The organism is Ruegeria sp. HKCCD4315, from assembly GCF_013112245.1.
In the GTDB taxonomy this organism is placed as follows: Bacteria; Pseudomonadota; Alphaproteobacteria; order Rhodobacterales; family Rhodobacteraceae; genus Ruegeria.
The window spans coordinates 3514735-3535000 of the sequence record NZ_WVRN01000001.1; the positions used below are offsets into that span (position 1 = coordinate 3514735).

At 56.8% G+C, this 20266-nt stretch carries 20 protein-coding genes; 11 read left to right on the plus strand and 9 right to left on the minus strand.

Features of this window, described 5'->3' with window-relative positions:
* Positions 1-33: 33 nt before the first annotated feature.
* The 5 genes from GS646_RS17435 to GS646_RS17455 all read left to right on the plus strand — a co-directional run bounded on the left by GS646_RS17435 (position 34) and on the right by GS646_RS17455 (position 5631).
* On the plus strand, positions 34-948 hold the full coding sequence (locus GS646_RS17435; protein ID WP_171184760.1) for a Hint domain-containing protein: 915 nt from the start codon (positions 34-36) through the stop codon (positions 946-948).
* Between the two features lie 39 nt (positions 949-987).
* Positions 988-1722, plus strand: coding sequence for a monofunctional biosynthetic peptidoglycan transglycosylase (mtgA, locus tag GS646_RS17440; protein ID WP_171184762.1), 735 nt, complete (start codon positions 988-990; stop codon positions 1720-1722).
* A 58-nt stretch (positions 1723-1780) separates the two neighbouring features.
* Positions 1781-2446 (plus strand): glutathione S-transferase family protein, encoded by a 666-nt coding sequence (locus tag GS646_RS17445; protein WP_171093340.1) that lies wholly within the window; start codon positions 1781-1783, stop codon positions 2444-2446.
* Positions 2447-2517: 71 nt separating this feature from the next.
* Positions 2518-3555, plus strand: a complete 1038-nt coding sequence (gene queG, locus GS646_RS17450) for a tRNA epoxyqueuosine(34) reductase QueG (protein WP_171184764.1) — start codon at positions 2518-2520, stop codon at positions 3553-3555.
* Between the two features lie 72 nt (positions 3556-3627).
* Complete coding sequence (locus GS646_RS17455) at positions 3628-5631, plus strand: hydantoinase/oxoprolinase family protein (RefSeq protein WP_171184766.1); 2004 nt, start codon at positions 3628-3630, stop codon at positions 5629-5631.
* A gap of 39 nt (positions 5632-5670) precedes the next feature.
* Here the strand turns inward: GS646_RS17455 and msrA are convergent, their stop codons facing one another.
* Both msrA and msrB read right to left on the minus strand, forming a co-directional pair.
* Positions 5671-6183: a peptide-methionine (S)-S-oxide reductase MsrA gene (msrA, locus tag GS646_RS17460; protein WP_171092693.1), complete on the minus strand. Its 513-nt coding sequence runs from the start codon at positions 6181-6183 to the stop codon at positions 5671-5673.
* Positions 6183-6629 (minus strand): peptide-methionine (R)-S-oxide reductase MsrB, encoded by a 447-nt coding sequence (gene msrB / locus GS646_RS17465; protein WP_171184768.1) that lies wholly within the window; start codon positions 6627-6629, stop codon positions 6183-6185. The genes msrA and msrB overlap by 1 nt, the downstream gene beginning before the upstream one ends.
* A gap of 144 nt (positions 6630-6773) precedes the next feature.
* On the opposite strand from msrB, the gene GS646_RS17470 reads away from it, so the two are divergent.
* Positions 6774-7295, plus strand: coding sequence for a glutathione peroxidase (locus tag GS646_RS17470; RefSeq protein WP_171648154.1), 522 nt, complete (start codon positions 6774-6776; stop codon positions 7293-7295).
* On the opposite strand, the gene GS646_RS17475 is transcribed toward GS646_RS17470, so the two are convergent.
* Positions 7271-8158 carry a DMT family transporter gene (locus GS646_RS17475; RefSeq protein WP_171184772.1) on the minus strand — a complete coding sequence of 296 codons (888 nt, stop codon included), beginning with the start codon at positions 8156-8158 and terminating at the stop codon, positions 7271-7273. The genes GS646_RS17470 and GS646_RS17475 overlap by 25 nt on opposite strands.
* 182 nt (positions 8159-8340) lie before the next feature.
* Between GS646_RS17475 and GS646_RS17480 the strand changes: the two genes are divergently transcribed.
* On the plus strand, positions 8341-9537 hold the full coding sequence (locus tag GS646_RS17480) for a BCCT family transporter (protein ID WP_171093338.1): 1197 nt from the start codon (positions 8341-8343) through the stop codon (positions 9535-9537).
* 115 nt (positions 9538-9652) lie between these two features.
* On the plus strand, positions 9653-9886 hold the full coding sequence (locus tag GS646_RS17485; RefSeq protein ID WP_171092684.1) for a hypothetical protein: 234 nt from the start codon (positions 9653-9655) through the stop codon (positions 9884-9886).
* A 57-nt stretch (positions 9887-9943) separates the two neighbouring features.
* Here GS646_RS17485 and GS646_RS17490 read toward each other — a convergent pair whose 3' ends face one another.
* The 4 genes from GS646_RS17490 to GS646_RS17505 form a co-directional block, all read right to left on the minus strand.
* Positions 9944-10231 (minus strand): HU family DNA-binding protein, encoded by a 288-nt coding sequence (locus GS646_RS17490; protein WP_068347305.1) that lies wholly within the window; start codon positions 10229-10231, stop codon positions 9944-9946.
* A 130-nt stretch (positions 10232-10361) separates the two neighbouring features.
* Positions 10362-11825, minus strand: a complete 1464-nt coding sequence (locus tag GS646_RS17495; RefSeq protein WP_171648152.1) for an AMP nucleosidase — start codon at positions 11823-11825, stop codon at positions 10362-10364.
* Complete coding sequence (ade, locus tag GS646_RS17500) at positions 11822-13624, minus strand: adenine deaminase (RefSeq protein WP_171648150.1); 1803 nt, start codon at positions 13622-13624, stop codon at positions 11822-11824. Before ade ends, GS646_RS17495 begins: the two co-directional genes overlap by 4 nt.
* 164 nt (positions 13625-13788) lie before the next feature.
* On the minus strand, positions 13789-14658 hold the full coding sequence (locus GS646_RS17505; RefSeq protein ID WP_171648148.1) for a LysR family transcriptional regulator: 870 nt from the start codon (positions 14656-14658) through the stop codon (positions 13789-13791).
* 114 nt (positions 14659-14772) lie between these two features.
* Here GS646_RS17505 and GS646_RS17510 point away from each other — a divergent pair, with 114 nt between their 5' ends.
* Together GS646_RS17510 and GS646_RS17515 are read left to right on the plus strand one after the other, a co-directional pair.
* The gene (locus GS646_RS17510; RefSeq protein WP_171184778.1) at positions 14773-15528 is read left to right on the plus strand and encodes a class II aldolase and adducin N-terminal domain-containing protein; all 756 of its coding nucleotides are present in this window, start codon (positions 14773-14775) and stop codon (positions 15526-15528) included.
* A 23-nt stretch (positions 15529-15551) separates the two neighbouring features.
* Positions 15552-16541: a sterol desaturase family protein gene (locus GS646_RS17515; RefSeq protein ID WP_171648146.1), complete on the plus strand. Its 990-nt coding sequence runs from the start codon at positions 15552-15554 to the stop codon at positions 16539-16541.
* Between the two features lie 24 nt (positions 16542-16565).
* On the opposite strand, the gene GS646_RS17520 is transcribed toward GS646_RS17515, so the two are convergent.
* A complete protein-coding gene (locus tag GS646_RS17520) occupies positions 16566-17198 on the minus strand; it encodes a class I SAM-dependent methyltransferase (RefSeq protein ID WP_171184782.1) in 633 nt (210 codons plus the stop codon).
* 88 nt (positions 17199-17286) lie between these two features.
* Between GS646_RS17520 and GS646_RS17525 the strand changes: the two genes are divergently transcribed.
* Complete coding sequence (locus GS646_RS17525) at positions 17287-18132, plus strand: SDR family oxidoreductase (RefSeq protein WP_171184784.1); 846 nt, start codon at positions 17287-17289, stop codon at positions 18130-18132.
* Positions 18133-18136: 4 nt separating this feature from the next.
* Here GS646_RS17525 and GS646_RS17530 read toward each other — a convergent pair whose 3' ends face one another.
* Complete coding sequence (locus GS646_RS17530; protein ID WP_171184786.1) at positions 18137-19756, minus strand: GMC family oxidoreductase; 1620 nt, start codon at positions 19754-19756, stop codon at positions 18137-18139.
* Between the last annotated feature and the right edge of the window lie 510 nt (positions 19757-20266).

A 20266-nucleotide genomic window follows, 5' to 3' on the forward strand; every position in this document is an offset into this window, starting at 1 on the left:
AGATGTCCCGTGGCGTAAACCGGGGGCAGCAGAATGCCAACAAATTATCGCGACCAATTTTATACCTTTGATCCGGCGAACCCTCCGCCTGTGGGAACGGCAATTGCGGTCGCCAGTATCGATTTCACGGACGTCAATGATGACAACGAAATCGATGCGCCCAGTGGTGATACTGTCAATGGGCAGGACGTCACATCATCATGGCCAGGGGATACGGTCACCATCAATGTGACCGGAGTTGGCAATGTCACCTATGTTGGAACCACGTTCTATCTGGCCGATGGGTCTCGGGTGTTCACCCCGACAGACGGTCAGGTTTTACAGCCAGGGACGTTGGTTTCGACAAGTTTCGTCAACACACAGGGACCGCTGGATGTTGGTACTCTGGGTCCGCCCTGTTTCACGCCGGGCACTATGATTGCAACCCCTGACGGGGACCGCGCGGTGGAAGACCTGAAAGCTGGTGATCTGGTCACGACACTGGACCATGGCCCTCAGCCCTTGATCTGGGTTGGGCGCACAAGGGTCGAGGCCAAAGGGAAACTGGCCCCAATCCGATTTGAGGCAGGCGTTTTCGATCTGGACTGTCCGCTTCTTGTCTCGCCGCAGCATAGAATGCTGATCGAGGATTGGCGCGCATCCTACTTGTTTGGACACGCCGAGGCGCTGATCGCGGCCCATGTTCTTGTCAACGGCGATACAGTGACCCGCGTTGAAGGCGGGGAGGTGGAATATGTTCACCTGCTGTTCAAGAGGCATGAAATCGTCATCGCCAATGGGGCAAAAAGTGAAAGCTATTATCCGGGTCATGCTTTGACGGCCGCGAACCGAGAGACCCAAAGCGAAGTGTTGCACCTGTTTCCTGAACTGGCCGGAGCGGACCCGATGTCGCTGGAAACGGCGCGCCCGGTCGTCCACCCGCGAGAGGCGCGCGCCTTGGGAATTTAGGCCGTTTCAAACCCCGGCGACGCGTCGTATAGCTGAGATATGGCGAAGAAAGCAGCCCGCAAATCAGGCGGAAAAAAAAGTAAGGCGACCAAACGGAAATCAACTGTGGCCCAAACGGTCCGTCGTTGGGCGACACGTGCCGCTTTGGCGATTGCCGGCCTCGTGGTCGCCTTGGTCTTGTTCTATTCGGTTGTAAACCCGCCGGTAACCCACACCATATGGTCCGAGTGGCGGCGGTTGGGCAAAGTTGAACGCGAGTGGGTTCCGATAGAAGAGATTTCCCCGATCATGGCCCGATCGGTCGTCGCGGCGGAAGATGCGAATTTCTGCCAGCACTGGGGATTCGATGTTGAAGCCATACGTGACGCATTGGAAGGCGGCGGCAATCGCGGTGCGTCGACCATCACGCAGCAGGTGGTAAAGAACGTGTTTCTCTGGCAAGGGCGCAGCTGGGTGAGGAAGGCGATGGAAACCTCAATCACCCCGGTGGTTGAGATCTTCTGGAGCAAGCAGCGTATTCTCGAGGTCTATCTGAACGTTGCAGAAACCGGTAACGGCGTGTTTGGCGTTGAAGCAGCGGCACAGCGCTATTTCAACCGAAGTGCTGCGCAATTGACTTCTGTTCAGGCGGCCCGGATTGCTGCCATTCTGCCATCACCTCGCAATCGTTCGGTCACAGACCCAAGTGTGCGCACGCGTCGGCGCGCGGCTTCGATTCTGGACGGGGCGGCCACCATCCGCGCAGATGGTCGCGCAGATTGTTTCGAGGATTGAAACCAGCCGCGGTCAAAGGCTAAATCAGTCGGGTATTCACTGGTTCGATTGGAAGCCCATGGCGCGTCTGTTTCACGTTCCCCTCTCTCCGTATTGCCGAAAGGTCCGATTGTCTTTGGCCGAGAAGAAGATCGAAGTTGAATTGGTCGAGGAGCGATATTGGGAACAGGATCCGGACTTTCTGCGCCGAAATCCGGCGGGAAAAGTGCCGGTGTTGCGTCTGGATGGGCAAATCATGTCGGAAAGTGCGGCGATCTGCGAATATATCGAAGAAACCCGCCCCGAACCGCCCTTGATGCCGAAAAACCCCGAAGCCCGGTTTGAAGTTCGTCGCCTTGTGGGATGGTTTGACGACAAGTTCCATCACGAAGTGACATCGAAGCTTTTATATGAGCGGGTGAACAAGAAGGTGACCGGTCAGGGATACCCGGACAGTAAAAATGTCAAACAGGGTGCCAAGGCGATCAAGTATCATCTGGACTATATGGCCTGGCTGCTGGATCACCGCCGATGGCTGGCCGGGGATCAAATGACTTTGGCCGATTTCGCGGCGGCGGCACATTTGTCGGCGTTGGATTATATCTCGGACGTAGACTGGAACCGCAGCCAGGTGGTCAAAGATTGGTACGCGAAGATCAAGTCGCGCCCGGCGTTTCGGTCCATTCTGGCGGATCAGGTGCCAGGGTTTCGGCCGCCGCCTCATTACGCCGATCTGGATTTCTGATAGGTTCAGCAGGGGGCTGTCTGCCCCCATCGCGCCGCGGGCGCGATTCCCCCGAAGGTATTTTTGGCCAGATGAAGAGCGGATCAGATCTGAAGGAAAAGCTGGTGCAACAGGCCCTGACAGAGGGGTTTGTGTCGTGCCGTGTGTGCCGTCCATGGGATGTTCCGCAAGTGCCTGAGCGCCTTGGGGCGTTTTTGGAGGCCGGGTATCACGGACAGATGGGGTGGATGGCTGAGCGGGTGCATTGGCGCGGTGATCCCGCCGCCCTGTGGCCTGAGGCGCGGTCTGTGATCATGTTGGCTGAAAGCTACACGCCAGAGCATAACCCGACAGAGGTTCTGAACCATCCGGATCGCGGCGCTATTTCCGTTTATGCACAGAACAAGGATTACCATGATCTGGTCAAGAAACGCCTCAAGCGATTGGCGCGATGGCTGATTGCTGAAGCGGGGGGCGAAGTGAAGGTTTTTGTCGACACCGCTCCGGTTCCGGAAAAAGCCTTGGGGCATGCTGCTGGCCTTGGTTGGCAGGGTAAGCATACCAACCTTGTAGGTCGTGAATGGGGGAATTGGGCTTTTATAGGCTCTGTTTTTACCACAATTGAGCTGCCGTCGGATGCGCCGGAAGTAGATCACTGTGGTTCGTGTCGCGCCTGTCTGGACAGCTGCCCGACCGATGCGTTTCCGGCCCCGTATCAATTGGATGCACGGCGGTGCATTTCGTACCTGACCATTGAGCACAAGGGTCCAGTGGAGCCCGAGTTGCGCAATAAGATGGGCAATCGGATCTATGGTTGCGATGACTGCTTGGCGGCTTGTCCCTGGAACAAGTTTGCTGTCGCCGCCAGCGATATACGCTATGCCGCCCGGGCTGATCTGAAAGCACCGTCGCTGGCAGAGCTGGCGGCGCTAGATGATGCGGCCTTTCGTGCGAAGTTCTCTGGTTCGCCCATCAAGCGCATCGGGCGGGATCGGTTCGTCCGGAATGTGCTTTACGCCATTGGAAACTCGGGGCAGTCAAACTTGAGGCCGGTTGCACAGGTGTTGACAAGCGACCCGGATGAAACCGTGGCCGACGCGGCGCGCTGGGCGGTGGAACAGCTGTCATAAATGCCGCAAACAGGCTGGACGCGTCGCGCATAACCGCTACACCCATTCGCAGCGAAAAGTAAGGAGGACCCGATGACTCTGTCTTTGGGGGTGGATACGGGCGGAACCTATACCGATGCGGTGTTGATCCGGGATGAGAAAGAGGTGATCGCCTCGGCCAAGTCGCTGACCACGCGTGCGGATTTGGCCATCGGTGTGGGCAAGGCGATCTCTGTCGTGTTGGAAGACGCGCAGGTCTCGCCGGATCAGATCGCGATGGCGTCTTTGTCCACGACACTGGCCACAAATGCTTTGGTTGAAGGGCAGGGTGGGCGTGTCGCGCTGATCTATATCGGGTTCAAGACGAGTGATCTTGTAAAGCATGGTCTGAAGAACGCGCTGAAAGATGACCCGGCGCTTGTGATTGCGGGTGGTCATACACATTCCGGCAGCGAGGCTGCGCCGCTGGATACTGCCGGTTTGGAGCAGTTTTTAGACACTCACAAAGGGATTTCTGGCTTTGCGATTGCGGCCCAGTTCGCAACCCGAAACCCAGCGCATGAGCTGGAAGCGGCGCGGATCGTATCTGAAAGGACCGGTGCGCCGGTGACATGTTCGCATCATTTGTCGGCCAAGTTGAACGGGCCGAAACGTGCTGTGACGGCGGTACTGAATGCGCGATTGATCGGAATGATCGACCGCTTGATCGGACGCGCGCAAGATCAATTGCGCGTTCTGGGAATCTCGGCCCCGATGATGGTGGTTCGCGGCGATGGAGCTTTGATGAGCGCCGAACAGGCGCGGCAGCGCCCGATTGAGACCATCCTGAGTGGTCCGGCGGCTTCGATTGTCGGCGCGCGCTGGCTGACCGGGGCTGACAATGCGCTGGTGTCGGATGTCGGAGGCACCACAACTGATGTAGCGCTGATCCGGGACGGCAAGCCAGCTATTGATCCGGGCGGCGCGCAAGTCGGTGGATTTCGAACCATGGTCGAGGCTGTGGCGATGCGCACACATGGTTTGGGTGGGGACAGCCAGGTTCATGTTGTGACCGAAGGGTTGCAGGGCGGCGTGTTTCTGGGCCCCCGGCGCGTTTTGCCTGTGTCATTGATCGCAGCGGAAGCGCCTGAGGTTGTGCACGCCATTCTGGACGAACAATTGCGGGCGACCACGGTGGGCGAGCACGACACCCGATTTGTACGACGCGTGCCGGGTGTGCATGCGGATGGTGTCGGCGCTCGGGAAGAGATGTTGTTGGAACGTCTGGGCGATCAGGTTCTTCCGCTTGGCGCACTGCTGCGGTCGCGGATGGAGAATGGCGCAATGAATCGCTTGGTCGACCGCGGGATCATTCAGGTCTCGGGCGTGACGCCGTCGGACGCGAGTCATGTATTAGGCCGCGTCGATGCTTGGGATTCTGAAGCTGCACGCAAGGCCTTGGAACTGGTGGCCCGGAAACGGGTCGGATCCGGGGACATGCTGGCAAATTCGCCAGAGGCATTGGCGCAGATGATCGTGGATCAATTGACGGAACAGACCAGTTTGACCTTGTTAGAGGCTGCTTTTGATGAAGAGCAGGATGATTTCGGATTGTCACCCCAGGAATTGGCGCGGCATGTGTTGACGCAGCGTGGGTTGGCGCAACATCGTGGGTTGTTGTCGTTAAATGCCGCGTTGAACGTGGATGTGGTGGGCCTTGGAGCGTCAGCCCCCAGCTATTACCCCGCAGTGGGCGAGCGGTTGCATTGTCGCATGATCCTGCCCGAGCACGCTGGCGTAGCGAATGCGATCGGCGCGGTTGTTGGAAGACTGACATTGCGGCGGTCTGGTACGGTCACGTCACCGACCGAAGGGCGGTATCGTGTGCATCTTGAGGACGGGCCACAGGATTTTTCTGCATCGGATGAAGCGCTGGCGTTGTTGGAACGGGTTTTGAAATTCGAAGCCGAGAGTGCAGTCAGAGAAGCTGGCGCGGAAGATATCCGGGTGATCGTGGATCGCGATATCAAAACGGCGCGGGTCGAGGCCAAGGATGTTTTTGTCGAAGCCATGATTACGGTCGAGGCAAGCGGGCGACCAAGGGTGGCGACAGGCTAGCCCCCCTGAAGAGTTCAGAGGGGCCGGGCAGGTGGTGCTTTATTCTGCGGCGCTGGCGCGTTTAGGAAGGACCCAATCCGGGCGCGGGAAGTGGCAGGTATAGCCGTTCGGAATGCGCTCCAGATAATCCTGATGCTCTGGCTCGGCCTCCCAGAAATCTCCGACAGGTTCAACTTCGGTCACGACCTTGCCGGGCCACAGGCCACTGGCGTTCACGTCAGCGATGGTATCGACCGCAACCTGCTGCTGAGCGTCGTCCACATAATAGATTGCCGAGCGATAGCTCATGCCGCGATCGTTGCCTTGACGGTTAATCGTAGTCGGATCGTGGATTTGGAAAAAGAACTCCAACAGGTCGCGATAGCTGATCTGCGACGGATCAAACCAGATCTCGATCCCTTCGGCGTGGGTACCGTGGTTGCGATAGGTCGCGTTGGGCACATCGCCGCCGGTGTAACCGACGCGGGTGCGTGAAACGCCCGGCATTTTGCGGATCAGGTCCTGCATGCCCCAAAAGCAGCCTCCGGCCAGTACAGCGCGTTGTTCGGTCATCAGATGTCCTCCACATGAATCAGATATTCGCCATATCCTTCGGCTTCCATTTCATCGCGATGGACGAACCGAAGAGAGGCGGAGTTGATGCAATAGCGTAGCCCGCCATGTTCGCGTGGACCGTCGGGGAAGACATGCCCCAGATGGCTGTCGCCGTGTTTCGAGCGGACCTCGGTCCGGATCATACCATGCGTTGTATCGCGAAACTCTTCTACATGTTCATGGATGATCGGCTTGGTAAAACTGGGCCAGCCGCACCCGGATTCGTATTTGTGGGTCGAGGCGAAAAGCGGCTCACCTGATACGATGTCCACATAGATCCCCGGTTCCTTGTTGTTCAGGTATTTTCCGGTGCCTGGACGTTCAGTCCCACTGCGTTGAGTGACGTGAAACTCTTCGGGCGAAAGCGCAGCGATGGCCGTGGGGTCTTTGGTATAGCGGGTCATGGATCCTCCGGCTGGTAAAGTATTGTGCCATAATTTGGGGACTGCAGAGGGGAAAGCAAAGCGATATTTCAACCGGCTCTCGTAGTCGTGCAAGTGATCTGACTGCTGACGAACCGCGTATCAGATTTAAAGGGAGGACAAGACATGTTCAGATTGCTGCTTTTGACTGCCCTGATCTTACTGGGACGTGCCGTTCAGGCCGCGCCGGTGACCGGTGAGTTCGCCTCGATCGACGGGGGAACATTGGCCATTGAAGATTGGCGTGGCCAACCGGTACTGGTGGTCAATACCGCGTCACACTGTGGCTTCACCGGGCAATATGAGGCCCTACAAAAGGTATTTGACGCCTATTCCGACAAAGGGTTGGTCGTTCTCGCGGTCCCCTCAGATTCGTTCAATCAGGAACTTGGGTCCGCCGAAGAGGTAAAACAGTTCTGCGAGATGAACTATGGGCTGACGTTGCCGATGACAGATATTACGCCGGTTAAGGGAAAAGACGCCCACCCGTTTTACAAAGCCGTCGCCGCCCAGACTGGGTTCACGCCCAAGTGGAACTTTAACAAGATCCTGATCGATCCAGCGGGCGAAGTGGTTGCGACCTATGGTTCGAACGTCAAACCCGATTCTCGCAAGCTGTTGTCTCAGGTCGAAGCTTTGCTGCCCTGAGCGGGTTGCCGCGAGAGTTGGACGGCAAGAATGCCAAGTGTTGTGACGCCCACGCCAACGGCATCCATGGCTCCTAACTTTTCGCCCAGCAGGATCGCCGCGATTGTGACCCCGAATACAGGGTTGAGGAAATGAAATGTTGCCGCCCTGACGGCACCAATGCGGTCCAGCAGCAAGAACCAAATCAGCGTCGCGAGCAGCCCGGGGAACAAAGTGGTATAAGTGAACGCCAGCGCCAGTGGCAGAGTCGGGTGGATATAAATGGTTTCAAAGATAGGTGCTGCGACAAACAAGGCCGCTGAGCCAACCAACATTTGAAGCCCCACCACCATCATAAAGTTCCCACCAGACGTCGCGCCGCGAACCGCGAGCGTGGCAAATGTCAACGCTAGGGCTCCGATACCGCAAAGTGCGACCCCGAACATATCGACACCCGCACTGACCCGACTGCTCATGATCAGCGCAACACCTGCGAAACCTGCGAACAAACCAAGTATGCCAAGCGGGCGTAACCTCTCCTTGAAAATCAACCACCCTGCCAGCGCCACCAACAAGGGCATTGTGGATGCGATAATGGCGGCGACCGAGGCTTCTACCGTTTGCATGGCATAGAAGTTTAGACCCAAATAAAGGGCATTTTGGCAAATTCCGAACAGGATCGTTGCGCGCCACTGGTTCCGGGTCAGGTGCCAGCTTTGGCCCATCGCCCTTGCAATCATCACGCCCAGAACACCGGAGATCAGAAACCGCAAGGCCAGCGAAAACAAAGGTGAGGCATCTGCAACGATAATACGCGCCGAGGTAAAGGCAGACGACCAGATCAGAGCAAATGTAAGCCCCATGGCTATGGCGCGCAGATCCATGGAGACCCCCTGTCATGTTGGGCGGACTGTTCCCGATTTTCCCACTCGCTGCAAGTTGCCTGCGCCAAAAAAGACACGCAGGTAACATGCGGTGTGATTTGTGCATGTTTTTATTGATTGATCAGCCAATAAACTATAACGGCGTGACGATCTGACCAAACAAGGGAGGTTTGTCAGTGCTTCTGGAGTACATACTATCTTTTGGCGTCCTGCTGGCATTGGGCCTGGTCGCTTTCTTCGTCGTGAAATGGTGGAACCTGCGTTGCGTTGGTGTGACACCGGTTCATCTGTTCACGTTCATCGCGATCCTGTTCACATCCGGTCTGGATGTCGGCCTGATCATGTTCCCGCTGACCGAATTCGGCGGCTATGCCGAAGACCCTGCTTATGCATTCGCCAATCCGCTGGCGATCGAGTTTGGGTTCTGGGGCTTTCTGATCTGGGCGTTCTACTTCCTGACAGCCTTCTATTTCTGCGTCATCGAGCCGCGCGTGAAGTTCTTTGAAATCCCACTGGTCAAGCTGATCAACAACGTGGTCATCATTGGCACCTGCGCTTTCACCGCCAGCCTGTTCCTGATCTATCTGCCCGGCTACCTGCCCGAGGTCGGAGACGGCGAATCGGTCGTAACCACGTTCTACATCATTGTATTTGTGGTCATCCTGGCGGCGGCCTATTCGTCGACTGACCTGAAATACGTACGCATCCTGTCGGTGGGTTCGACCTTCCTGTTCCTGGCTTTGATCATCGGTATGTGGGCCGCAGCAGGCATGGGCGTAACCGGGTTTGTGGAAACCGGCAGCAATATTGGTGCCTATTTCGCCAACCTGCACAAGTTTGTCCTGCCGCTGACCGACTATCACGCCTTTTACCTGTTCTGGTGGTTCGCTTGGTCGATCATGATCGGTCAGTTCACCTCGCGCTTTGTGGGCGGTCTGACCACGTGGCAATTGCTGGCGGCACTGTTGATCTTTCCGTCCATCCCGCTGGGTATCTGGTTCACGGTTCTGTACTATTACCACCTCAACGGCATCAGCACCGCTGGTATCACCAACATCGCGATGGTGATCGTTGGCGTAACCTTTGTGATCAACTCGCTCGACTCGCTGATCCGCCTCTACACAGACAACCTGAACATGACGGTTGAGCGGTTCGGTAAGGCCCCATATGTGGCGGGCAACGTCGTGCTGCTGTTCGTCCTGACTTTGCTTTTCCAAAGCCAGTGGCTTCAAATCCAGTGGATCGGCGCGGTGGTTGTTGGTCTGTATCTGGCCTGCGTGGTCTATATCCTGATCACAAAGCGCAAAGAGGTGTTGAGCATCGATGCGATGCCTGAAGGCCGCGATCTGGACTTCCATAAGGTTGAGACGGTTCACTAATCGTCGATCAAATCACTGATCTGAGGGGCACCCCAAAGGTGCCCCTTTTTCGTTGCATCTTGGCGACCATCAGGTTTGCCCTATGTTTCACCGGGAAAGACGAAAGGTGTGCAGAGTGCTGGAAGAAAAACGCAAAGATCTTGACTCAGAGAAACAGAAGAAAATTCTGATGCGTCTGGTCGAAGCACTTAGCCAACTTGATCCTGATCTGTATTACAGACCGACTAGTGACATTGCCTTGCATCTGGAAAAGTATATTCGCGGTGACGCGAAGCTGACGTCTGACGAACGGTCGCTGATGGAGCGGTTGAGCCGCCGTGACCTGGAGGTCTTGCTGAGCTTGCATTGAGGCCAAAGAAAAAGGGCCCCCAATTGGCGGCCCTTGATCATGTCGAAAAAACGGAACTTAGCCGTTCACGCTGTCCTTCAGCGCTTTCGCGATGGTCATTTTCACAACCTTGTCGGCTTCTTTGGTGAAGGTTTCACCAGTGGCCGGGTTGCGGACCTGACGCTCGGGGCGCTCGCGGCAGTAGATTTTGCCGACGCCGGGCAGCGTCACTGCGCCACCGGCAGAAACTTCGCGGGTGATCAGGCCGGTGATGGCCTCCAGCGCCGCGTTCGCGGATTTCTTGTCGGTTCCCATTTCCTCAGCGAGAGCAGCAACCAGCTGAGTCTTAGTCATAGGCTTTGCCATTTCTTGGTCTCCTTAACGTGCCCGATCTATAGGGCCTCACCGCGTAACTGTAACGGGATATTGTGGGCGAACACAACGAATAGTAGCGCTGAAACCCCTAAAAATATGGGGAAAACGTTGCTTTTTTGCGTCAGAGGAAGGCTGTTTCGTCAAAGGAACGCAATTTCCGGCTGTGTAACCGCTCAAGCGGCATGCCGCGCAAGTGCTCCATCGCCTTGATACCGATGGCCAGATGACGGCTGACCTGAGTGGTATAGAAGGACGATGCCATACCTGGCAATTTCAGTTCACCGTGCAACGGCTTGTCCGAAACGCACAGCAAAGTGCCGTAGGGTACGCGGAAGCGATAGCCGTTTGCAGCAATGGTCGCGCTCTCCATATCCAGCGCAATTGCACGCGATTGGCTGAGACGCTGGACCGGGCCGGTTTGATCACGCAATTCCCAGTTGCGGTTATCGACCGAGGCCACAGTTCCTGTCCGCATGATCCGTTTCAGCTCATACCCTTCCAACTCAGTTACCTCAGCCACGGCGCGTTCCAGCGCCACCTGAACCTCGGCCAACGGAGGAATCGGAACCCAGACAGGCAAATCGTCGTCCAGAACCTTGTCGTCACGCAGATAGGCATGGGCCAGTACAAAGTCGCCCAAGGCTTGCGTGTTACGCAACCCGGCGCAATGGCCAACCATCAACCAGGCATGAGGGCGCAGAACGGCGATATGGTCTGTTGCGGTTTTTGCGTTGGACGGGCCAACGCCGATATTAACCAGAGTGATCCCCGAACCGTCTTCCCGCTTGAGGTGATAGGTCGGCATCTGCGGCAGTTTCAGCGGTCGTTCGATCGCTGCCTCTGGGTCTGTGATCTCTGCATTTCCGGTTGAGACAAAGCTGGTATAACCGCTGGCGGGATCTGCCAATTGCTCGCGGGCGTAGTTTTCGAACTCTGAGACATAGAACTGGTAGTTCGTGAACAGCACATGATTTTGGAAATGGCTTGCATCGGTCGCCGTGTAATGCGCCAGACGGGCCAGCGAATAATCCACGCGTTGGGCGGTAAACAGCGACAAGGGACCGACGACGTCCTCGTGATCGTGTACACCGTTGACGATGTCGTCGTTGGTGGTGCTCAGATCCGGCACGTCAAACACATCGCGCAGTGTAAACGCGGCCGCGCCCTGATGGGGCACAACCAGATCAGAGTTGTTCGCCACTGCGAAATGCACCGGGATTGGTGTGTCCGAGGCTGAAATTGTAACCGGCTGGCCGTGATTCTTGATCAACAAAGCGATCTGTTGGGTTAAGTAAGACCGGAACAGATCGGGCCGTGTCACGGTGGTGGCATGGACACCGGGTTCAGAAACGTGGCCAAAGCTCAGGCGGCTGTCGACCTGCGCGTATGTGGACGTTCGGATGCGAATTTCCGGGTAATAGGCTCTGTATCGTGCGGATGGGGCACCTTCCTGCATCGCCTTGGAAAAGCTTTCGCACAGGAATTCCGTGGCTTGTGTGTAAAGCTCTTCCAGACGAGCAACGGCGGCTGCCGGATCGGTGAATTGCTCTGGCGCTTGTGATTCAGGGGTCAGAAGTGTCGTCATGCCGAAGGTTCCAAAAGGTCGATTTTTTCAAAGGTGCGTACGTCCACCAGCCCGAGGTCCGAGATTCGAAGCTCTGGAATCACGACCAGCGCCAGTAGTGAGTGCTGCATATACGCGTTGTTCAGATGACAACCGCAGTCCTGCATGGCTTGCACCATCCTATCGGCTTTGGCTGCGACCTCGGCGGCGGGGCTGTCGGACATCAGGCCAGCGATGGGTAACTCCACCAAAGCCAGTTCCTGCCCGTCACGGAACAGAGTGATGCCACCACCCACTTCGGCCAGACGGTTGGCGGCCAAGGCCATCTGTTCCCGGTCCGTGCCGACAACAATCATATGATGACTGTCATGCGCCACGGTCGAGGCCATGGCCATCTTGACCTGATAGCCGAAACCCGAGACAAATGCGTTGGTCACACCACCTGTCGCGCGGTGCCGCTCGACCAAAGCGATCTGGCAGACATCACCTTCGCCCTCGACCAGCCCACCTATGATCGGCAGTTCAGATTTCAACGCTTTGGTCGGGGCCTGGTTTTCCACCACACCGATAACATTAGCCTGCACCCGGTTCGCCCCGTCCGGGGCCTTGATCTCAAAATCGGTCGCGCTCAGATCGTGCCCCAAGTGAACGGTGTTACGTGCCTTTTCGGGCCAGTTCAAATGCGGGCAATCCACCGCAATCTTACCGTTTTCCGCAACCACTTTCCCACGGGCGATCACTGTTTCGATCGGCAAGCTCGTCAGGTCCGAGCTGAGAAGGATGTCTGCCCTGCGCCCCGGTGTCACAGACCCGATTTCACGTTCCAGCCCGAAATGTGTGGCTGTATTGATCGTTGCCATTTGCAGCGCGATCAAAGGGTCACATCCACAGGCAATGGCGTGGCGCACGACACGGTTCATATGCCCGTCATTGACCAACGTGCCCGAGTGGCAATCGTCGGTGCACAGAATGAAGTTACGCGGATCCAGCCCTTTCTCGGTCACGGCGGTGATCTGACTTTCGACATCATACCAGGCTGATCCCAAACGCATCATCGACCGCATTCCCTGCCGCACCCGGGCAATGGCGTCGGCTTCGCAGGTGCCTTCGTGATCATCCGCTGGTCCACCGGCCACATAGGCTGCAAAATCAGACCCTAAATCGGGCGAAGCGTAATGTCCGCCCACGGTTTTACCCGCCCGTTGCGTGGCTGCAATCTCGGCCAGCATTTTGGGGTCGCCATGGATCACGCCGGGAAAATTCATCATTTCACCCAGCCCGATGATACCGGGCCAGTTCATGGCTTCCGTCACATCTTCGGGCGTGATTTCATAACCGGTCGTTTCCAGCCCCGGCGCAGATGGCGCGCAGGACGGCATCTGGGTGAAGATATTGACCGGCTGCATCATGGCTTCGTCATGCATCATGCGCACACCGTCCAGACCAAGCACGTTAGCGATCTCATGCGGATCGGTGAACATGCTGGTCGTACCGTGCGGGATGACCGCGCGTGCGAATTCGGCAGGGGTGAGCATACCAGATTCGATGTGCATATGCGCGTCGCACAGGCCGGGCAGAATATAGCTGCCACGCGCTTCGATGATCTGTGTTTCCGGGCCTATGCAGTGCGAGGCGTCGGGCCCGACAAAAGCAATCCGCCCGGCTGCAATCGCAACCGAATGATCCGGCAACAGTTCGCGTGTATGTACGTTTACCCAGATTCCGCCCTGAATTACGGTGTCGGCGGCGTCGCGTCCGGCGGCAACTGCGATCAATTTGGGGGCGACGTCGGGCCAGCTGGGGAAGGGTGTGTATTCCATGGCTCAACTTTCACGAATGCGCCAGCGGGTGCAACCCCGGTTCTGCGCTGTCACAAACAGATCATAAATTCCTGCTTGTCCTGCATCCACTTGCAGCGCGCCCATGCCGCCCGGCCATTGGACAGGTGCGCAGTGACCTTGGGCAAAGGCGAAAGCTTGCCGGGTTACGTGGCTGGCGCAATCTCGCGCCGAATCCAATTCGCAAAGGCCACAGCTCCGGGCGTGTCCTCGGCCTGCGGGGACAACAGCAGATAATATGCCTCGGGCATCGGCGCGCGATGTTCAAACGGCGCGACAAGCTGCCCGCGTTCGATCAGGTGGTGTGCAATGGCGTCATGCGCAAGGCACAGGCCCCCGCCCGCCATGGCTGCAGAAAGGCAAACCAGATAGGTTGTTGCATAGGTAATCGATGGGTTTCCCCATGTTAGACCCTGTTCTTCTGCCCAGCTTGACCAATTGGACAGCAGATTGGAGCAATCGAACAATGGCTTTTCCTGAAGATCGTCCAGACTCACCTGATACCCTGGGGCACAGACCGGATAATAGTGTTCAGTGCGCAGCATCTCGGTCCGGGTGGTGTCCGATGGGCGCAACGAGAAACGAATCTCAACCGCAGCGCCTTCGGCCATCTCTCGCGGTTCCCAGAGTTCGGTGAAGATATTTAACTGTACATCAGGATGCTCGGCCTGAAACATCGGCAGGCGCGGGGCCAGCCAATTGACGGCAAAGCTGATGTTGCATTGCACCTGAACAGCGTTTGGCTGCGCACCGGTGACAGCCTGTGTGCCGCGCATAAGCGTCCGAAACGCTTCTCGGACTACTGGCAAATAGGTGATTCCGGCCTCGGTCAGTTCTAACGCTTTGGGGCGGCGCAAGAATAAAGGCTGCCCCAGATGGCCTTCCAACGATTTTATCTGCTGACTGACAGCGCTTTGCGTCATGTTCAGATCCCGCGCTGCGCCGGTGAAAGACAGATGCCGTGCTGCGGCCTCAAACGTGCGCAGCCAGCCCAGCGGAGGCAGTTTGTTCTGCATCGACATAACCCCGACATAAGTTCAGCTAATGGGATAGCTTTGTTTTTTTCGTTGGTCAAACGCGCAAGTCAAATGCAGGCTTTATCCAAGGTCAACCGCAACAGGAGCCGCCGCATGAGTGTTACCAACCTTCGCCCCAATATCGATCACTGGTCCGAGCGTGTGGATATGGCTGCCGCGTTCCGCTGGACCGCGCGGCTGAACATGCACGAGGCCGTCGCCAACCATTTCAGCCTTGCAGTGAACGAGGACGGTACGCAGTTCCTGATGAATCCCAATCAGGCGCATTTCTCGCGCATTCGCGCGTCAGACTTGTTGTTGTTGGATGCCAACGATCCTGACGTGATGTCCCAACCCGGCGCGCCGGACCCCACCGCATGGGGGTTGCATGGGTCAATTCATCGCCACTGTCCGCATGCGCGTTGCGTCATGCACGTGCATTCGATCTTTGCGACAGTTCTGGCTTCGTTGGCCGACAGCACCTTGCCGCCGATCGATCAGAACACGGCAACCTTCTACAATCGCTATGTGATTGATCAAGAGTTCGGCGGGCTAGCCTTCGAAAGCGAAGGCGAACGCTGTGCCGGGATGCTGACGGACCCAAAGAAAAAGGTCATGATCATGGGCAATCATGGCGTGCTGATCATCGGCAGCGATCCCGCAGATACGTTCAACCGGCTGTATTACTTTGAACGCGCGGCCGAGACGTATATCCGCGCATTGCAAACGGGCCTGCCCCTGCGTGTGCTTTCGGATGAGATTGCCGAGAAAACTGCACAAGAACTGGACGACTACCCCGACCAGGCCGAAGCCCACCTGCGTGAGATCAAGGCGATTCTCGACGCAGAGGAATCAGACTACGCAACCTGACTGCACATCCTAAAGAGAGCATCATGACGGATATCGCCCCGGATCCCGAAACCGCCCGCTGGCACTATCACCCCGAAGGCCCCGTGGGTCTGAACCCTTTGTTCAGCTGGCCACCGCGCCCCGCGGCTGTTCTGAAATGGTACAGCGGCGCGTGGCTGCAAATCACGTCCCTGACCTTGTGCATGGTCCTGGCGGTAATTGCCTATGCCTTCTTTTTCCCTGCATTAGAGACAATGCAGAGCTTTGCGCCCGGCTGGATGTTTCGGATCTGGCTGTTGAACATGGTGCCGCAAATCCTGGTGGCTGGGGGGCTGCATTGGTGGCTTTACATGCGCAAAGGGCAGGGCATGTATAAGAAGTTCGACCGGCGGGATCTGACGCGGAACAACGGAACGTTTACCTTCCGCAATCAGGTTTGGGACAATATCTGGTGGACGCTGGGCAGCGCCATGACAGTGGCCACCGTTTATCAGTGGATCATCTACTGGGCCATGGCCAATGGCTGGGCGCCGACGATCACCTGGGCTGAAGCTCCGGTTTGGTTCGTATTGTGGATGATGTTCATTCCGATGTGGTCCGGCCTGCACTTTTACTGGGTGCACCGGCTAGAGCATCACCCAAAGCTATACAAACACGTCCACGCCGTGCATCACCGCAATGTCAATATCGGGCCCTGGTCTGGGATTTCGAACCACTGGTATGAAAACCTGCTTTATTTCACCACCTACTTCATCCACCTGATTGTGCCGTCTCATCCGCTGCATCTGCTGTTTCACAGTTCATTCCAGCAGATCAGCCCGGTTCTGTCCCATTCAGGGTTCGAAAAATTGAAAGCTGGCGAGACCGAGGCCGCGCGAGCTGGGGATTTCTTCCACCAGCTTCACCACAGGTATTTCGAGTGCAACTACGGCACGTCCGAAATCCCGTTCGACAAGTGGTTCGGCACCTACCACGATGGCTCGGCTGAGGCGACGACGCGTACGCGCGCGTACAAAAAGCAGATGTACACCTGATGGTTTCGGTCTGATTACCTCAGTTTAAACCCGCTCAAACAAAGCAATGAACGCCGTATCGTCTTTGTTGGGGCCAGCAGCAAGATCGCCATAAATACGAACTTTGGGCAGTGTCAGATTTCGAATCTGACCCTGTTCCAATTGACGCAGTTTTTCTGCGAAGCCCAGTTTTTCGAAATGACGGGCATTGATCGAAAGAGCGAACTGCGCACCAGGCCGTGCGACACGCAAAAGCGCGGGAAAGACCTCGGGGCCGAGATGGCCGTGGGTGAAGGTCCCGGATGAGACGATGCCGGAATAGCTTTCACGCGGTACCGGAATGCCCTGGGTCAAGTCTGCTTCGATCGCGTCGCGGTAGATATCCTTGCGCATGGCCTGATCCAGCATTTCCGCGCTGATATCGGTCGCATCAATAGGCCCAACGCCGAGCCCGGACAACACTGCGCCGCAAAGACCTGTGCCCGCGCCGACATCCAGAACCGGGCCCTGACCGCCTGCACCCACGAATGCGCGTGCGGTGTGGGTGTGAAGCTGGTAATCCTCGCGCGCGGCGAAGCCATCATCATAATCCCCGGCCCACTCCGCATAGAGGCGCTTGTGTTCATTTGGGGAGTTCAGCGCATAGGCCGAATGCAAATCGGGTTTCTTGTCGCTCATACCCAACAGAAAGCCGCATCCAAAGATTCGATTCAAGTGCGTCCATGCAGCGCTTGCATCCCTTTGCACTGAGGCCCATCAAAGGGGCATGACTCAGACGCTTTTCTCATTTGGCCATGGTTATTCCGCACAGGCCCTGTCCCGACATATTGCTCCGAAAGGCTGGCGCATTTTTGGCACCACACGTGACAACGAAGGCATGGCAGCCATCCGAGACTCGGGTGCCGAGCCGTTGGTCTGGCCTGGACAGGAACCGACTCTGGATGGGGTGACGCATCTGCTGATTTCGACCGCCCCGAATGCAGAAGGCGATCCGGTTTTGGCGGCGCTGGGTGAGGAAATTGCCCGCCGCGCGGCTCAATTCACATGGGTTGGGTATTTGTCGACAACTGCCGTTTATGGTGATCATCAAGGCGGATGGGTTGACGAAGACACGCCTCCGGCTCCGACCGCCAAACGCGGCAAATGGCGCATGCTGGCCGAGCAGCAATGGTCATCTATTCCCGGCCTGCCGGTACATATCTTCCGGCTGGCTGGCATCTATGGCCCGGGCCGAGGCCCCTTTTCCAAGCTTAAACGCGGTGGGTTGCGGCGTATCATCAAGCCGGGGCAGGTGTTTTCGCGCATTCACGTGGAAGACATCGCGCAAATCCTCGACGCCTCGATGACCAACCCCAACCCGGGTCGCGTCTACAATGTATGTGACGATGAACCCGTACCGCCCCAGGACGTCATCGGTTACGCTGCTGAGTTACAAGGTCTTCCCCTTCCGCCGGCGGTATCCTTTGAAGAAGCCGACCTGACGCCAATGGCGCGCAGCTTCTATAATGAGAACAAGCGTGTGCGGAACAGTCGGATCAAGGACGAGTTGGGCGTGAGATTGATCTACCCCAACTACAGGGTCGGGTTAGACGCTTTGATGAAAGGCCAATAGCACTTTAACACGCTGCTGCCTTGATCATGTCCGCCGCTTTTTCCGCAATCATGATGGTTGGCGCGTTTGTATTGCCAGACACAAGTGTTGGCATGACCGACGCGTCGACTACGCGCAGCCCTTCTATGCCATGTACGCGCAGTTCGGGATCCACCACCGCCATCGGGTCCTGCCCCATTTTGCAGGTGCCGACCGGGTGATAAATTGTATCGGCGCGGGCGCGGATGTGCTTTTCCCAATCCGCGTCAGATTGGGCTGTGTCTGTTCCGAACATCTCTTTGTGTCGGTATTTCGCCAAAGCGGGCGCTTCGAGGATGTCCCGTGTCATACGCGCCCCTTTGATCATGGTCTCAATATCCCTGTCGTCTGACAGAAAGGCCGGGTCGATGTTGGGTGTGTCCATCGGGTCAGCACTGCGCAGCCCAACTGTTCCGCGGCTGTCCGGGCGCAACTTGCAGATATGGCAACCATATCCGTATCCGTAGTGCAGTTTGCGAGCGTGATCATCGACCATTGCGATAGTGAAATGCAGCTGAATATCCGGGCGCTCGAGATCTGGACTGGTTTTCAGAAAAGCCGCGCCTTCGGCAAACGGGGTGGCAGCCATGGATACACCTGTCTTGCGCCACCTGTGAATATGTCCAAGCAGTCGGGCGGCCCCCACAGGTCCTATGCCGAACGTGTTTGTGTCTTTGCTGCGGTACGTGAGAATGAAGTCCAGATGGTCCTGCAGGTTTTGTCCAACGCCCGGCAACTCATGACGTATGGCGATTCCGTGCGGTTTCAGATCAGCTTCCGCACCTATGCCGGATAGCTGTAACAGTTGCGGCGACTTCAACGCACCGGCGCACAGCAAGACTTCGCGCGTGGCTGTCACAGTGAAATCTGCGCCTTTGCCTTTTTTCTGATAGGTCACTCCGCTGGCACGTCTTCCTTCGAACGTCAGTTCTTTGACATGGGCATGTGTGACGACGGTCAGGTTGGGGCGGCTCAGTGCTGGAAACAGATACGCCGCCGCCGCAGAGCAACGCTCGCCATTCTTTGCCGGATCGTGAAACTGCGTGACCTGATAAAGCCCGACGCCTTCATTATCACCGCGATTGAAATCGTCTGTGCTGTGGTGTTGCAATTGCTCAGCGGCTTCAACAAAGGCGCGGGTTACAGGGCGCGGTTCTTTTTGGTGCGAGACATGCAGAGGTCCGCTATCGCCATGCATGTCATCTGCGCCTTGCTCGTTATTCTCAGCGCGTTTAAAATAAGGCAATACGCTGGTCCAATCCCACCCATCGCACCCCAGGTCCGCCCATCCATCATAGTCTTGTCGTTGCCCCCGGATATAAAGCATCGCATTGATCGCACTTGAACCGCCCAGGGCCTTACCACGTGGTTGATAGCCCCTGCGTCCATTCAAACCGGGCTGCGGAACGGTCTCGAAGGCCCAGTTGTTAATTCGAGGACGCCCCGGCAAAGCTGCAACAACAGCGGACGGTACCCTGACAACCATGCCATCGCCGCGACCTCCAGCCTCAAGCACACACACGCGTATGCTGGGATCTTCGCTGAGGCGATGTGCCAGTACAGATCCCGCAGAACCTCCGCCAACGATGACATAGTCGAATTGCAATACTGTGCTCCCAACTTCTTTCAGCAGTGGCCGCTGGGTCTTTGGCGTCCTGATCTAGCGGTTTGGGGAACACTGCGGGATTTTAGTAAAAAAACAATTATAACCCCAAGTCAGTTACCAGGGCCTTTAAGTTGTTGTTCCAATATTCGACCGATGCGGACCGGGGCTCGCAATGGCTTTTGGGGCGTCGATGATCCTCTGCGCACCGCGATTCCGCCTCTGAGGCTCGTTTCGCCTAGTTTCTCAGGTTTCCTAAGCGCTCAAAGTACATCTGCGAGATTGATTTATTAACGTAATATGTTGTTTTAATTAATGAACTGAAGAAAACGATGGGAAATGTGAAGTTTTTTCAAAATGGGGGTTGCAGGTCCCAGACCTAATCCGTAAATACCCCTTCACCGGCGCTGCTGAGGCACTGGGACGCTGCGGAAGCGGCGGTGACGCTCGGGAGAGACCGGGGGCATCTTGGGAAGGTGGTTAGGCGGGCGCGCTGAGGTTATTGGCGCAACG

Excerpts from the sequence above, each read along its gene's own strand:
- queG (WP_171184764.1), top strand. The coding sequence starts at position 2,518 with ATGAAGAGCGGATCAGATCTGAAGGAAAAGCTGGTGCAACAGGCCCTG.
- GS646_RS17445 (WP_171093340.1), top strand. The coding sequence starts at position 1,781 with ATGGCGCGTCTGTTTCACGTTCCCCTCTCTCCGTATTGCCGAAAGGTC.
- GS646_RS17505 (WP_171648148.1), bottom strand. The coding sequence starts at position 14,658 with ATGCAGAACAAACTGCCTCCGCTGGGCTGGCTGCGCACGTTTGAGGCC.
- GS646_RS17525 (WP_171184784.1), top strand. The coding sequence starts at position 17,287 with ATGACTCAGACGCTTTTCTCATTTGGCCATGGTTATTCCGCACAGGCC.
- ade (WP_171648150.1), bottom strand. The coding sequence starts at position 13,624 with ATGGAATACACACCCTTCCCCAGCTGGCCCGACGTCGCCCCCAAATTG.
- GS646_RS17455 (WP_171184766.1), top strand. The coding sequence starts at position 3,628 with ATGACTCTGTCTTTGGGGGTGGATACGGGCGGAACCTATACCGATGCG.
- GS646_RS17520 (WP_171184782.1), bottom strand. The coding sequence starts at position 17,198 with ATGAGCGACAAGAAACCCGATTTGCATTCGGCCTATGCGCTGAACTCC.
- GS646_RS17475 (WP_171184772.1), bottom strand. The coding sequence starts at position 8,158 with ATGGATCTGCGCGCCATAGCCATGGGGCTTACATTTGCTCTGATCTGG.
- GS646_RS17495 (WP_171648152.1), bottom strand. The coding sequence starts at position 11,825 with ATGACGACACTTCTGACCCCTGAATCACAAGCGCCAGAGCAATTCACC.
- GS646_RS17510 (WP_171184778.1), top strand. The coding sequence starts at position 14,773 with ATGAGTGTTACCAACCTTCGCCCCAATATCGATCACTGGTCCGAGCGT.
- GS646_RS17515 (WP_171648146.1), top strand. The coding sequence starts at position 15,552 with ATGACGGATATCGCCCCGGATCCCGAAACCGCCCGCTGGCACTATCAC.
- GS646_RS17470 (WP_171648154.1), top strand. The coding sequence starts at position 6,774 with ATGTTCAGATTGCTGCTTTTGACTGCCCTGATCTTACTGGGACGTGCC.
- mtgA (WP_171184762.1), top strand. The coding sequence starts at position 988 with ATGGCGAAGAAAGCAGCCCGCAAATCAGGCGGAAAAAAAAGTAAGGCG.
- msrA (WP_171092693.1), bottom strand. The coding sequence starts at position 6,183 with ATGACCGAACAACGCGCTGTACTGGCCGGAGGCTGCTTTTGGGGCATG.
- GS646_RS17435 (WP_171184760.1), top strand. The coding sequence starts at position 34 with ATGCCAACAAATTATCGCGACCAATTTTATACCTTTGATCCGGCGAAC.
- msrB (WP_171184768.1), bottom strand. The coding sequence starts at position 6,629 with ATGACCCGCTATACCAAAGACCCCACGGCCATCGCTGCGCTTTCGCCC.
- GS646_RS17490 (WP_068347305.1), bottom strand. The coding sequence starts at position 10,231 with ATGGCAAAGCCTATGACTAAGACTCAGCTGGTTGCTGCTCTCGCTGAG.